Origin of the sequence: Micromonospora sp. NBC_00421, assembly GCF_036017915.1 — a bacterium.
Lineage (GTDB): Bacteria > Actinomycetota > Actinomycetes > Mycobacteriales > Micromonosporaceae > Micromonospora.
The window spans coordinates 3,687,995-3,699,889 of sequence record NZ_CP107929.1 but is presented as its reverse complement, the minus strand read 5'-3'; the positions used below and the strand labels follow the sequence as shown (position 1 = coordinate 3,699,889).

At 72.5% G+C, this 11,895-nt stretch carries 11 protein-coding genes; 5 read left to right on the top strand and 6 right to left on the bottom strand.

The annotated features are described in order from the left end of the window. The first annotated feature begins 8 nt into the window (after window positions 1–8). Window positions 9–914 (top strand): proline iminopeptidase-family hydrolase, encoded by a 906-nt coding sequence (locus OHQ87_RS15270; RefSeq protein WP_328348861.1) that lies wholly within the window; start codon window positions 9–11, stop codon window positions 912–914. A gap of 88 nt (window positions 915–1,002) precedes the next feature. Here OHQ87_RS15270 and OHQ87_RS15265 read toward each other — a convergent pair whose 3' ends face one another. Next, window positions 1,003–1,446, bottom strand: coding sequence for a winged helix-turn-helix transcriptional regulator (locus OHQ87_RS15265; RefSeq protein WP_328338429.1), 444 nt, complete (start codon window positions 1,444–1,446; stop codon window positions 1,003–1,005). Between the two features lie 122 nt (window positions 1,447–1,568). Between OHQ87_RS15265 and OHQ87_RS15260 the strand changes: the two genes are divergently transcribed. Then, window positions 1,569–2,435: an aldo/keto reductase family oxidoreductase gene (locus OHQ87_RS15260; RefSeq protein ID WP_328338427.1), complete on the top strand. Its 867-nt coding sequence runs from the start codon at window positions 1,569–1,571 to the stop codon at window positions 2,433–2,435. A gap of 84 nt (window positions 2,436–2,519) precedes the next feature. On the opposite strand, the gene OHQ87_RS15255 is transcribed toward OHQ87_RS15260, so the two are convergent. Next, a complete protein-coding gene (locus tag OHQ87_RS15255; protein WP_328338425.1) occupies window positions 2,520–2,774 on the bottom strand; it encodes an acyl carrier protein in 255 nt (84 codons plus the stop codon). A 158-nt stretch (window positions 2,775–2,932) separates the two neighbouring features. On the opposite strand from OHQ87_RS15255, the gene OHQ87_RS15250 reads away from it, so the two are divergent. Continuing rightward, window positions 2,933–4,528, top strand: a complete 1,596-nt coding sequence (locus OHQ87_RS15250) for a D-alanine--poly(phosphoribitol) ligase (protein WP_328338423.1) — start codon at window positions 2,933–2,935, stop codon at window positions 4,526–4,528. A gap of 285 nt (window positions 4,529–4,813) precedes the next feature. Here OHQ87_RS15250 and OHQ87_RS15245 read toward each other — a convergent pair whose 3' ends face one another. The 4 genes from OHQ87_RS15245 to OHQ87_RS15230 all read right to left on the bottom strand — a co-directional run bounded on the left by OHQ87_RS15245 (window position 4,814) and on the right by OHQ87_RS15230 (window position 10,013). Further along, the gene (locus tag OHQ87_RS15245) at window positions 4,814–6,358 is read right to left on the bottom strand and encodes an AMP-binding protein (protein WP_328338421.1); all 1,545 of its coding nucleotides are present in this window, start codon (window positions 6,356–6,358) and stop codon (window positions 4,814–4,816) included. A 25-nt stretch (window positions 6,359–6,383) separates the two neighbouring features. Continuing rightward, window positions 6,384–7,313 carry an ACP S-malonyltransferase gene (locus tag OHQ87_RS15240; RefSeq protein WP_328338419.1) on the bottom strand — a complete coding sequence of 310 codons (930 nt, stop codon included), beginning with the start codon at window positions 7,311–7,313 and terminating at the stop codon, window positions 6,384–6,386. A gap of 67 nt (window positions 7,314–7,380) precedes the next feature. Continuing rightward, window positions 7,381–8,637 carry a pyridoxal phosphate-dependent aminotransferase gene (locus OHQ87_RS15235; protein WP_328338417.1) on the bottom strand — a complete coding sequence of 419 codons (1,257 nt, stop codon included), beginning with the start codon at window positions 8,635–8,637 and terminating at the stop codon, window positions 7,381–7,383. Between the two features lie 29 nt (window positions 8,638–8,666). Further along, window positions 8,667–10,013 (bottom strand): KamA family radical SAM protein, encoded by a 1,347-nt coding sequence (locus OHQ87_RS15230; RefSeq protein WP_328338415.1) that lies wholly within the window; start codon window positions 10,011–10,013, stop codon window positions 8,667–8,669. Window positions 10,014–10,370: 357 nt separating this feature from the next. Here OHQ87_RS15230 and OHQ87_RS15225 point away from each other — a divergent pair, with 357 nt between their 5' ends. Further along, a complete protein-coding gene (locus OHQ87_RS15225; protein WP_328338413.1) occupies window positions 10,371–11,558 on the top strand; it encodes a cytochrome P450 in 1,188 nt (395 codons plus the stop codon). Continuing rightward, window positions 11,555–11,791, top strand: a complete 237-nt coding sequence (locus OHQ87_RS15220) for a ferredoxin (RefSeq protein WP_328338411.1) — start codon at window positions 11,555–11,557, stop codon at window positions 11,789–11,791. Before OHQ87_RS15225 ends, OHQ87_RS15220 begins: the two co-directional genes overlap by 4 nt. Window positions 11,792–11,895 lie beyond the last annotated feature (104 nt).

Sequence of the window (11,895 nt, the reverse complement as noted above, 5' to 3'; positions counted from 1 at the left end):
CAGCGGGAGTGGACGACATGGCACTGGCACCGACCGCCAAGGGCACCGTCGAGTTCGGCGAGCACCGGACCTGGTACCGGGTGACCGGCGAGCTGCACGACGGCCGGCCGCCGCTGGTGGTGCTGCACGGTGGTCCCGGCAGCACCCACGACTACCTGCTCAACCTGGCCGAGCTGAGCCGGTCCGGCCGGCCGGTGGTGCACTACGACCAGCTCGGCAACGGCGGCTCCACCCACCTGCCGGGCCGGGGCGCCGACTTCTGGACCGTGGAGCTGTTCCTCGCCGAACTGGACAACCTGCTGCGCCGGCTCGGCATCGCCGAGGAGTACGTGCTGCTGGGGCAGTCCTGGGGCGGGGTGCTGGCGGCGGCGCACGCGGTACAACGGCCCGCCGGGCTGCGCGGCCTGGTGATCGCCAACGCGCCCGCGTCGTACCCGCTGTGGCTGCCGGAGCTCGACGTGCTGCGGGCGGCGCTGCCCCCGGGCGTGGACGCGACGCTGCGCCGGCACGAGGCCGCCGGCACCACCGGCAGCCCCGCGTACACGGCGGCGATGATGGTCTTCTACCAGCGGCACGTGTGCCGGTGCAAGCCGCTGCCGCCGGAGCTGATGGCCTCGTTCATGGAGATCAACGGCGATCCGACCGTCTACCACGCGATGAACGGGCCGAGCGAGTTCCACATCATCGGCACGCTGCGCGACTACTCGCTCGTCGACCGGCTGCCGCAGATCGACGTGCCCACCCTGGTCGTCAGCGGCGAGCACGACGAGGTCACCCCGGCGGCGGTACGCCCCTTCCACGACCTGGTTCCCGGGGCCCACTGGGAGATCATCGAGGGGGCCAGCCACCTGCCCCACCTGGAGACCCCGGAGCGGTTCACCGAGCTGCTCACCCAGTTTCTCGACAAGCTCTGAGCCGCGCGGTCCCACACGGGCCGCGCCGACGCCCGCGCCGCCGGTCCAGGCGGGGCGGCGTCCCGGTTCGGATGGCGCGGTGTCCCGGTCAGGCGGCGCGGGCGTCGTAGGCCGCGCGGTGGGCGTGCACGTCGTCCAGGTGGGTCTCGGCCCAGGTCTTGAGGCCGCGCATCGTCTCGTGCAGGGAGAAGCCGAGGTCGGTCAGCTCGTAGCTGACGGTGACCGGCACCGTCGGCGTGACGGTGCGGCTGACCAGGCCGTCACGTTCCAGGGAGCGCAGCGTCTGGGTGAGCATCTTCTGGCTGACCCCGGCCAGCAGGCGGGACAGCTCCGAGTAGCGCATCGGCCGGGGAGTGCCGGCGCAGTCCGCGCCGAACCGGTGCGAGCCGTCGGTGCGCAGCGCGGCCAGCACCAGCGCGACCCACTTGTCGGAGATCCGGGCGAGCAGCTCCCGACTGGGACACTGCGCCATGAAGGCGTCGTACGCCACCGTCGTCTCCGCCCTGCGCTGGGCCGCCGTCCTCGTCGCCATCGGCCGTTCCTCCCGTGCCCGGTGCGTTACGCACCTTCAGGTGCCTACTTACCGGCAGAAAGCTACCTCGCGGATAGTGGTCGGGCAGCACTCCGTTCACCACGAAAGCCCGAGGTAACCGCATGCTCACCCGATCTCTGCCCGGCGGCACCTGGACGCTGGGCGACCTGACCGTCACCCGGTTCGGCTACGGCGCCATGCAGCTCGCCGGCCCCGGGGTGATGGGACCGCCCGCCGATCCCGACGGCGCGCTCGCCGTCCTGCGGGAGGTGGTCGCCCTCGGCATCACCCACATCGACACCAGCGACGCCTACGGACCGCACGTCACCAACCGGCTGATCCGGGCGGCCCTGCACCCGTACCCCGAGGGGTTGCACCTGGTGACCAAGGTCGGCGCGACCCGGGACGGGCAGGGCGGCTGGCCCCCGGCCCGGGAGCCGGCGCAACTGCGCCAGGCCGTGCACGAGAACCTGGAGAACCTCCGGGTGGAGACGCTCGACCTGGTCAACCTCCGGCTCGGCGACGCCACCGGACCCCGGCCCGGCCCGCTCGCCGAACCGTTCGAGGCGCTCGTCGCGCTCCAGCAGCAGGGCCTGATCCGGCACCTGGGGCTCAGCAACGTGACGGCCGACCAGGTCGCCGAGGCGCAGGCCATCGCCCCGATCGTCTGTGTGCAGAACCTCTACAACCTCGCGTACCGCCGGGACGACGCGCTGATCGACCGGCTCGCCGGGCAGGGGGTGGCCTACGTGCCGTACTTCCCGCTGGGTGGCTTCAGCCCCCTGCAGTCCGCGGCGCTCTCGGCCGTGGCCGCCCGGCGGGACGCCATGCCGATGGCGGTCGCCCTGGCCTGGCTGCTGCAACGGTCACCCAACATCCTGCTCATCCCCGGCACCTCGTCGGTGGCCCACCTGCGGGAGAACGTCGCCGGCGCGGGGCTCGTGCTCACCGCCACCGACCTGACCGAACTGGACGCGATCGGCGGTTGACCGCCGCTGCCCGGCCCGCCGGGCCGGGCACGGAAAGTGCCCGTGACCGACCCGGTCACGGGCACCTCGTCGTACGCCGGCTGCTCACACGGGAGCGGGAGCACCGCGCATGTCGTTCAGCACGCTCCACAGCGTGTGCGGGGTGGCGAACGTCTCCATCGACATCGCCTCGTCGACGAACCGCACGGCGTACTCGCTCTCCAGGGTGGCCAGCAGCTCGACCATGGCGAGGGAGTCCAGGCCCGAGTCGCGCAGGCTGGTGCCGGCCAGCAGGGGCTCCTCGGGGTCGAGGAAGGGCAGGTGCTGGCGCAGGATGGCCTCGAACCGTTGATCCCACATGTCCGCGATTCCTTCCGGTGCAGGGTGGGAAAACGCTAACAACGGCTGCCCTGCGGTGACGACCCGACAATCTTCCGGTCCCCGGCGGAGCCGGGTAAGGGATGGTTAGGGGGGTCGATGCGGGTGGGGGCGGCCGGGGTCGCCGCTACGCTCCGGCCATGAGTCGAGAGAACTTCGCGCGCACGCACGCCTCGGTGGAGACGTTGCACGAGTTCCTGTTGGCGGGCGCCCGGCTGACGCCCGACAAGCCGGCCGTCATCCAGGTCGTCGGCGGCGAGGTCGGCTCCATCTCATACCGTCAGCTTGCCCAGCGTGTGGACGGTTACGCCGCCGCCCTCGACGAACTCGGCCTGGACATCGGCGACCGGGTGATCCTGGAGTCGGACACCTCCCCGACCGCGATCGCCGTGTTCCTGGCCTGTTCCTCGCTGGGTCTGACCTTCATCCCGGTCAGCCCGGAGACGCCGGCCCAGCGGCTCGCGCTGATCGCCGAGAGCACCGCCGCGGCGCTGCACCTGCAACCCGTCGACGGACGCCGGGAGGGGGTACCCGCGCCGATGGGGACCGCCCGGTTCGGCCCGGACGGCATCCAGGTCGAGCGGACGCCCGCGCCGCGTACCCGGCACCGCCGGGAACTGGTGCCCACCGACCCGGCCTACATGATCTTCACGTCCGGCACCACCGGCCGCCCGAAGGGCGTGGTGATGAGCCACCGGGGGGTGCTCGCCTTCTTCCGGGGCATGCTGCGGCACGGCATCGTCTCCGCCGAGGACCGGGTCGCCACCACCTCGCCGCTGCAGTTCGACTTCTCGCTGCTCGACATCGGGCTGGCGCTGGGCAGCGGCGCGGCCGTGGTGCCGGTGCCCCGCGCGCTGCTGCGCTGGCCGCGCCGCTTCGTGCAGTTCCTCGCCGACGGCGGCGCCACCCAGGTCAACGGGGTCCCGTCGATCTGGCGGGGGGTGCTGCGGCACGAGTTCGCCGGGCTGGCCGCGCTCGGCGAGCAGATCCGCGGGGTGCTCTACTCCGGTGAGAACTTCCCCCTGCCGGAGATGCGCGAGCTGCAACGCGCCCTGCCGCACGCCCGGGTGGTCAACTGCTTCGGCAGCAGCGAGTCCATCGCCGCGTCGTTCACCGACGTGCCGAACCCGCTGCCCGACGACGTCGACCGGATCTCCATCGGGCACGCCCACCCGGGCGCGGAGATGCTGCTGATCGACGAGGACGGCCGGCCGGTCGACTCCCCGGGGACCGTCGGGCAGATCCACCTGCGCAGCGCCGCCCTGTTCCACGGCTACTGGAACGACCCGGAGGCCACCGCCGCCGCGCTGGTCCCCGACCCGCTCAACCCGGCCACCGGTCAGGTCGTCTTCCGCACCGGAGACCTGGCGTACCGGGGCGAGGGCGGGGAGTTGTACTTCATCGGCCGGGTCGACTCTCTGGTCAAGGTCCGCGGCAACCGGGTCGAGCTGGGTGAGGTGGAGCGTCGGGTCCGGGACTTCCCGGGCATCGCCGGGGCCGCCGCGCTGATGCTGCCCCAGGAGGGCAAGGACCCGGTGCTCGCCGTGTTCGTGGTGCTCGACGAGGGCGTCACCGGCGTGGAGGAGATGGAACTGGGCGCGTTCTGCCTGGAGGCGCTGCCCGACTACATGGTGCCGCAACAGGTGCGGGTCCTCGACGAGCTGCCGGTCAACGCCAACGGCAAGGTCGACCGCCGCGCCCTCGCCGCCCGCGCCGGGCAACCCACGCAAGCCTGACCCCGCTGGGTCGGCCCCGCTGGGTCGGCTCCGCGAAGGGCTGGCCCCGCGCCCCGAAACGGCCCCTGGCCGGTCCCTTCAGGAGGGGGACCGGCCAGGGGTTCCGTCTGCTGACGCCGAGCCCCGCCCCGGGTTCTCGGGCGCACAGTTTCGTTGTTGTAGTGGCATCGGACCGTTCGGATACCACTACAACAACGAAACTGTGTCGATCATGGGGCTTCCGGCGCGGGGTTCCCGGGAGCGGGGTTCCGGCGCGGGGCTTCCGCGGTGGCCGGAGCGGGCTGGTCAGTGTTCGGCGGCCTCGCGGGCCAGCCGGGCGCGGTCCACCTTGCGGTTGGAGTTCAGCGGGAACTCCGGCAGGTGCCGGTACGAGCGCGGCAGCATGCCCTTCGGCAGGATCTTCCGCAGCTGCCGGGCCAGCTCCGCCGGGGCGGTCGGCTCCCCGGTGTAGAAGACCACCAGTTCGGTGCCGCCGGCTGCGGCGCGGGCCACGGTGACCGCGTCCTCGATGCCGGGGCAGTCGCGCAACGCGTGCTCGATCTCGGCCAGCTCCACCCGCCAGCCGTGCACCTGCACCTGGGAGTCCAACCGGCCCAGGTAGATCAGTTCCTTGTTCTCCAGCCGCCGGACCCGGTCGCCGGTGCGGTACCAGCGTCGGCCGTCGCGGACCAGGAACCGGCCCTGGTCGTCGGCCGGATCGAGGTAGCCGGGGGTGAGCTGCGGGCCGGTGATGCAGAGCTCGCCCTCCACCTCGCTGGCGGCGCCGTCGGCGTCGAGCAGCACCCCGTCGTGCCCGTCGTGCAGGGCGCCGATCGGGACCAGGCCGTTGACGCAGAGCCCCGGCGAGGTCTGCGGCGACCAGCGGTGCCCGGTGATGGTGACGGTCAGCTCGGTGGGGCCGTAGATGTTCTCCAGGGTCGACCCGGGGGCCGCCGCCTGCCAGTCCACCGCGTCGGCGGCGTGCAACGCCTCCCCGGCGAAGAAACTCCACCGCAGTGACGGCATCGCCGCCGCGGTCAGCCGGTCGGTCCGCCGGACCAGGGTGATCGCGCTGGGGGTGGAGAACCACACGGTCAGGCCCCGCTCGGCGACGAACTTCGGCACGTCCCGGTAGGCCACAGGCGGCACCGGATGCACGCTCGCCCCGGCACCCCAGGCGCAGAACAGGTCGAACATCGCGCAGTCGAAGTTCAGGTCGAACGACTGGGAGAACCGGTCGTCGGGCCCGAAATCGTACCTGTCGTCCAGCACCGAGAAGTAGTGCCGCAGGTTGCCGTGGGTGATCGGCACCCCCTTGGGCCGCCCCGTCGAGCCGGAGGTGAACAGCACGTAGGCCACGTCGTCGGGGCCGGCGGGGCGGGGCGCGGCCAGCGGCGTCGCCGAGGCCACCGGCAGCCGCAGCCCGGCACCGCTGCCGCGCGGGTCGACCACCGGCGCGAACACCGGCACCCCGGCCACCGCGTCACCCATCTCCGCCCGGACCGCCAGCCCGGCGTCGTCGAGCAGCAGGACGGAGACCCCGCACGCGGTGAGCATTCCGGCGGTCCGCGCCGCCGGGAACTCAGGGTGCAGCGGCACGGCGGTCGCGCCGACGTACAGGGTGGCGAGCAGCCCGGCGTACGACTCCAGGGTCTTGCCGGCCAGGATGCCGACCACCCGGGGTGGCCCGTCCGGGCCGACGGCCAGCGCCCCCGCCCAGCGCAGCGCGGTGGCGTGCAGCTGCTCGTAGCTGACCGGGCCGGTGGGCAGGTGCAGGGCGGTGGCCCGGGGCGCGGCGGCCAGCCCCTGGAGGAACCGGCCGTGCAGGGCGTAGTCGGTGTGCTGGGTCATCTCGTCCTCCGTGCTCTGCCGGTGCTCAGGCGGCCACGGTGCGGCGGATCGGCCGCATCGCCCGTCGCGGGTCCACGATGGTGGTCCGGAAGTTGCGGACGGTGGCGCCGACCCGGCCCCACAACCGGTCCGGTCCGCAGACGTGCACCGTCTCCACCCCGGACCGTTGGAACGTGGCGACCACCTCCGGCCAGCGCACCGGAGTGACGATCCCGTCCAGCAGCATGGCCCGTACGCCGTCGGCGGTGGTGCGTACCGTGCCGTCCTGGTCGGCGACGACCGGGATCTGCGGGTCGGTGAAGTGCAGCGACCCGAACAGCTCCGCCTCCACCCGGTCGCGCAGCGGCTGGAACGCGGCGGCGTGCAGCGGCGGGTCCATCACGTACAGCGGCAGTCCACCGCCGGCCCGCAGCCGCTGCGTCAACCACTCGGTGCGCCGCTCGTGCAGGGTCACCATCCAGAAGTCGGTGTCCACGTAGCAGGAGATCTCGTACCACTCGCCGGCCTCGTCCAGCTCGGCCAGGATCTCCCGCAGCCGCTCGGCCGGGGTACGGACGAACGACATCGTCACCACCCCCCGCTGCTCGGCGGTGAAGTACTCCGTCTCGATCCGGGACAGCCGGGCGGTCATCCGGACCGCCTCGGCGAAGTCCAGCGCGCCGCTGAACACGGCGGCGGCCTTGCCACCGAAGCTGGGCCCGGCGATCAGGTCCGGACGCAGGTCCATGGTCCGCTCCGCCCAGCGGGCCAGCGCCACGCAGTTGACCAGGAAGGCGACCTGGGCGTACTCGGAGTAGTCGCTGTCGCTGTCCCGGTAGCTGGCGAACAGGTCGTACTCCAGGGCGTCGCTGGCGGCGGCGAGCAGTTCGCGGGCGTCCCGGTCGATGAGCATGAACTTCGCGACGTCGGCGAAGTCGCACGGACCCATCCCGGGAAAGACGATGGCGCTTGTCATCTGGGGCGTCCTTGTCGTCGGGGCAGACCGGCGCGGGCGCGGTCGGCGGGGGAGCCGGGCGGTGGGGTCACCGGGGGAGCTTGGCGAGGGCCTGCTCGATGCGGACCAGCGCGTCGGCGACGTGCGGCACGGCCAGCGGGTCGGCGGCGGTCTGGGTCTGCCGCTGCTGCTCGGGGGTGTCGCCGTAGAGCATGCTGGTCGCGGCGCGGAAGCGCAGCGCCTCCGGCCGGTCGCCGAAGTGGTGGCCGGAGAGCACCGCGACGCCCAGCTCCTCCAGCAGGTAGTGCTGCAACGTGGCACCGTCGGTGACGCCCTGCTCGGCCAGCGGTTCGCGCAGCGGCGCGAAGTCCGGGTAGACGTAGAACGCGCCGGTCGGCGGCCGGCAGGTGGCGCCCGCGTCCACCATGATCCGGTGCACCGCGCCGGCCACCGCGCCGTGCAGCGCGGCGTCCTCGGTCAGCCGCTCGCGGATCTCCGGCGGCTCGGCGAAGGCGTACCGGGCCACCGACTGCATCGGTCCGGCCAGGGTGGACCAGATCTCGCTGGCCACCGCGGCGACGTCGGCGCGGATCCGCCCGCCCCACCCGCCGACCGGGAACCGGGCGGCCCCGATCCGCCAGCCGCCGAGGGCCAGGTTCTTGCTCAACCCGGTGATCACCACGGTCCGCCGGGGAGCGATCTCGGCCGGGGAGAGCAGGTCGGTCCCCGGGGTGTGCAGGATGTCCCGGTAGATCTCGTCCGAGACGATCAGCAGGTCCTCCTCCTCGGCGATCGCGCACAGCTCCCGGACCAGCTCGTCCGGGGCGTGCGTGCCGGTCGGGTTGTCCGGCGAGGTGAGCACCAGGATGCGCGGGTCGTGACCGAGCACCCGGGCGGCGTGGATCGTCTCCCGCAGCGCCGTCGGGTCGGGCACCCCACCGCAGGAGTCCGGGATCGGCACCCCCAGCACGGTCTTGCCGGCCAACCGGGCCTGCGGGGCGTAGGTCACCCAGCTCGGGGCGGCGACCAGGGTGTCCCCGCCGACCACCAACTGCAGGGCCATCAGCAGCGGCTTGCTGCCCGGCGCGATGATCACCTGGTCAGCCTCGGTGGGCAGCCGACGGCGGGAGAAGTACCCGGCCACCGCGTCGCGGGTGGCCGGGTCACCGACCACCGGCCCGTACGCGTTGCGGTCGGCGCCCTCGGTCAGCGCCCGCGCCAGCGGCGGGAACACCGGCAGGCGGGACTCGCCGAAGCCCAGGTGCACGATGGACTCGCCGGCGGCGATCCGCTGCGCGACCAACTGGTCGAGCGCGAGGTTGGGCGAGATCTTCCGGCCGGCCATGGCCAGCTCCCTTCGGGGTGGGTACGTGTTCAGGCGGTGACGGCCACGCCGGGGCGGGCCGTGCTGGGGCTGACCGCGGCGAGGATGTCCGCCGGGGCGCTCGGATCGAGTTCCAGGTCGCTCAGCCAGGCCGCGTCGGCCGACCAGCGGGCCCGGAACGGTCGGCCGACCAGCCGCCGGTCGCGGGCCTGGATCAACCGGAGCTGGAAGAAGTCGCCGTCCGGGGTCCGCTCGACGCCGTCGACGAGCACCTTGCCGGGGGTCGCCGACATGACCGGCCCGCGCACCGTCCGGGCCAGGCCGGGCAGATCCTGGTACGCGGTGCGGAAGATGTCGGCGGCCCGGGTCAGCGGCACCTGGAAGTAGTCCCGGGGACCGGTGTCCCGCTCGACGAACATGTAGTAGGGCACCGCACCGACGGCCAGCTCGGCACGCCACATCTCGCTCCAGGCGCGGGCGTCGTCGTTGACGTACCGGATCAGCGGGGCCTGGCAGTAGACCACCGCCCCGGTCGACCGGATCCGGGCGATGGCCCGGGTGGCGACCTCGGTGGCCAGTTCCCGGGGGTGGCTGAAGTGCGCCATCACCGCGACGTTGCGGCCGGACGCGACCACCTGCGCGAACAGCCGCAGCAGGTCGTCGGCGTCGCTGTCGGAGACGAACCGGTACGGCCAGTAGGCGACCGCCTTGGTGCCGAACCGGATGGTGCGGACGGTGTCCACCTTCAGCAGCGGCTCCACGTGGCTGCGCAGCCGCTCCGTCGACATGATCATCGGATCGCCCCCGGTGACCAGCACGTCGGTCACCGCCGGGTGCCGGTGCAGGTAGGTCACCAACTGCTCCGGGCCGGGCGCGGCGAACCGCAGGTCGGCGTCCCCGACGAACTGCGCCCATCGGAAGCAGTAGGTGCAGTACGCGTGGCAGGTCTGCCCCTGCTGCGGGAAGTAGAGCACCGTCTCCCGGTACTTGTGCTGCATGCCCGGCAGCTCCTGGCCGTCCAGGCTCGGCACGTTGTGCTGCTGCTGCCCGGACGGGTGCGGGTTGAGCCCGGCCCGGATCCGGGCCACCTCACCGCGCAGCCCCTTGCGGTCGCCGGCGCGCAGCAGGTCGCCGACGATCCGCTCGTCGGCGGCGGCGAGCATGCCGTGCTGCGGGAACACCAACCGGAAGATCGGGTCGTCCGGGATGCGGTCCCAGTCGATCAGGTGCGACAGGACGTATTCGTTGACCCGGAACGGCAGCACCTGGGAAATGGTGCGGATCGCGTGCAGATTGTCGGCCGACAATCCGTACCGGGTCCCCAGCTCATCGATGTGGTGCGGCCCGAAGGAGTGGAACCGCCCCGGATCGGCGGTCGTGGAAACGAGCAGGGACATCAACCATCCTCCATGGGGGGTTGCGCCCACCGACGTGGCGTGACTCGATCACCGGTGCGCGCCCGCGAGAATCGCTCGACGGTCAACAGCGCGTTGTCTCGTCCACACGCTAGTGGTGGGCCGTCGACCCGAACCCCTAACGACACCCCAGAGCCGCCCCTTAGCGGGCCCGGTAGGGGGAGGCTAGGGGCGTCGCGGGGGTGTAGGTGGATTTCCTTTCCTGATTACGTATCCCTCGCCTGGTCCGGCCGGCGCCCGGCGTGTCGCCCGGATACGCCGTACCGCGCCGAGCGGCCGAACTGACATCGACGCCAGCGCCGGATCACGTGCGCCCGGTGCGACTTGAGGGAGTGTCCCGTGACGATCGATCAGGAGATCCGCAAGTATCCGTTCAGCGAGTCGCCCGGGATCGACATCGACCCGACGTACGGGTTGCTGCGCAGCACCGAGCCGCTGGCCCGGGTGCAGTTGCCGTACGGCGAGGTGTCCTGGCTCGCCACCCGGTACGAGGACGTCAAGACCGTGCTGACCGACCCGAGGTTCAGCCGGGCCGCGGCGCAGGGCCAGGACCAACCCCGGCTGCGCGAGGAGATGACCTACGAGGGCATCATCGGCCTCGACCCGCCGGACCACACCCGGCTGCGCAAGCTGGCCGGCAAGGCGCTTACCGCCCGCCGGGTCAACGGGATTCGCGAGGACGCGCAGCGGATCGCCAACGAGTACGTCGACGACATGATCGCCAAGGGCTCCCCCGGCGACCTGGTGGAGATGTTCGCGCTGCCCTTCCCGATCACGGTGATCTGCGAACTGCTCGGGGTGCCGTTCGAGGACCGGGCCCAGTTCCGGATCTGGACCGAGGGGCTGACCAGCACCAGCGAGCAGCTCATGAGCTACGTGGAGCAGCTCTTCGGCTACATGGGCAACCTGGTCGCCCAGCGCCGTGAGCAGCCCACCGACGACCTGCTCGGCGCGTTGGTCAAGGCCCGCGACGAGGGTGACCGGCTGACCGAGCAGGAACTGCTCTCCATCGCCGGGGTCGGGCTGCTGCTCACCGGGGTCGAGACGGTCTCCACGCACATCCCCAACTTCGTCTACGCGCTGCTGACCAGGCCGGAGCTGATGGCGCAGCTGCGCGCCGACCGGAGCCTGGTGCCGGCGGCCGTGGAGGAACTGCTGCGGATGATCCCGCTCAACCCGGCCGCGATGTTCCCCCGCTACGCGGTGGAGGACGTGGAGCTGAGCGGGATCACCGTCCGCGCCGGGGAGCCGGTGCTGGTCTCCCTGCCCGGGGCCAACCGGGACCCGGAGATCTTCGACGACCCGGAGGCCTTCGACTTCACCCGCGAGCAGAACCCGCACGTCGCGTTCGGTCACGGCCCGCACCACTGCCTCGGCGCGCAGCTCGCCCGGATGGAGCTCCAGGTGGCTCTGCACACCATCCTGGACCGGTTCCCCGAGCTGAGCCTGGCCGACGGCGACGCGGGCGTGGCGTGGAAGTCCGGCCTGCTGGTCCGGGGCCCGAACAAGCTGCTGGTGTCCTGGTGAGCGCGGTGGACACCGGTTGGACGGTCACCGTCGACCGGGAGGCCTGCATCGGCACCGGGGTCTGCGCCGGCGCGGCCCCCCGCCAGATCGAGATCCGGGACGGCAAGGCCTCCGCCCTGGCCCCCCGGACCTCGCCCGACGAGGCGGTCATCGACGCCGCCGACATGTGCCCGATGTCCGCGATCACGGTCCGCGACGCCGCCTCCGGCGCGCTGCTCGCGCCCGAGGAGTGAACCACCGCCCCGACCGGTGACCCCACCGGTCGCCGCGAGGCCGCCGCGACCGGTCCCCCCTACCGGTCGCGGCGGCCTTGCCGTGATCGGGCGCCGCAAGCCGA

What these genes read in the sequence shown, in the direction of transcription:
- OHQ87_RS15260 (WP_328338427.1), top strand. Translation starts at nt 1,569, where the DNA reads ATGCTCACCCGATCTCTGCCCGGCGGCACCTGGACGCTGGGCGACCTG.
- OHQ87_RS15240 (WP_328338419.1), bottom strand. Translation starts at nt 7,313, where the DNA reads ATGACAAGCGCCATCGTCTTTCCCGGGATGGGTCCGTGCGACTTCGCC.
- OHQ87_RS15235 (WP_328338417.1), bottom strand. Translation starts at nt 8,637, where the DNA reads ATGGCCGGCCGGAAGATCTCGCCCAACCTCGCGCTCGACCAGTTGGTC.
- OHQ87_RS15230 (WP_328338415.1), bottom strand. Translation starts at nt 10,013, where the DNA reads ATGTCCCTGCTCGTTTCCACGACCGCCGATCCGGGGCGGTTCCACTCC.
- OHQ87_RS15255 (WP_328338425.1), bottom strand. Translation starts at nt 2,774, where the DNA reads ATGTGGGATCAACGGTTCGAGGCCATCCTGCGCCAGCACCTGCCCTTC.
- OHQ87_RS15265 (WP_328338429.1), bottom strand. Translation starts at nt 1,446, where the DNA reads ATGGCGACGAGGACGGCGGCCCAGCGCAGGGCGGAGACGACGGTGGCG.
- OHQ87_RS15245 (WP_328338421.1), bottom strand. Translation starts at nt 6,358, where the DNA reads ATGACCCAGCACACCGACTACGCCCTGCACGGCCGGTTCCTCCAGGGG.
- OHQ87_RS15250 (WP_328338423.1), top strand. Translation starts at nt 2,933, where the DNA reads ATGAGTCGAGAGAACTTCGCGCGCACGCACGCCTCGGTGGAGACGTTG.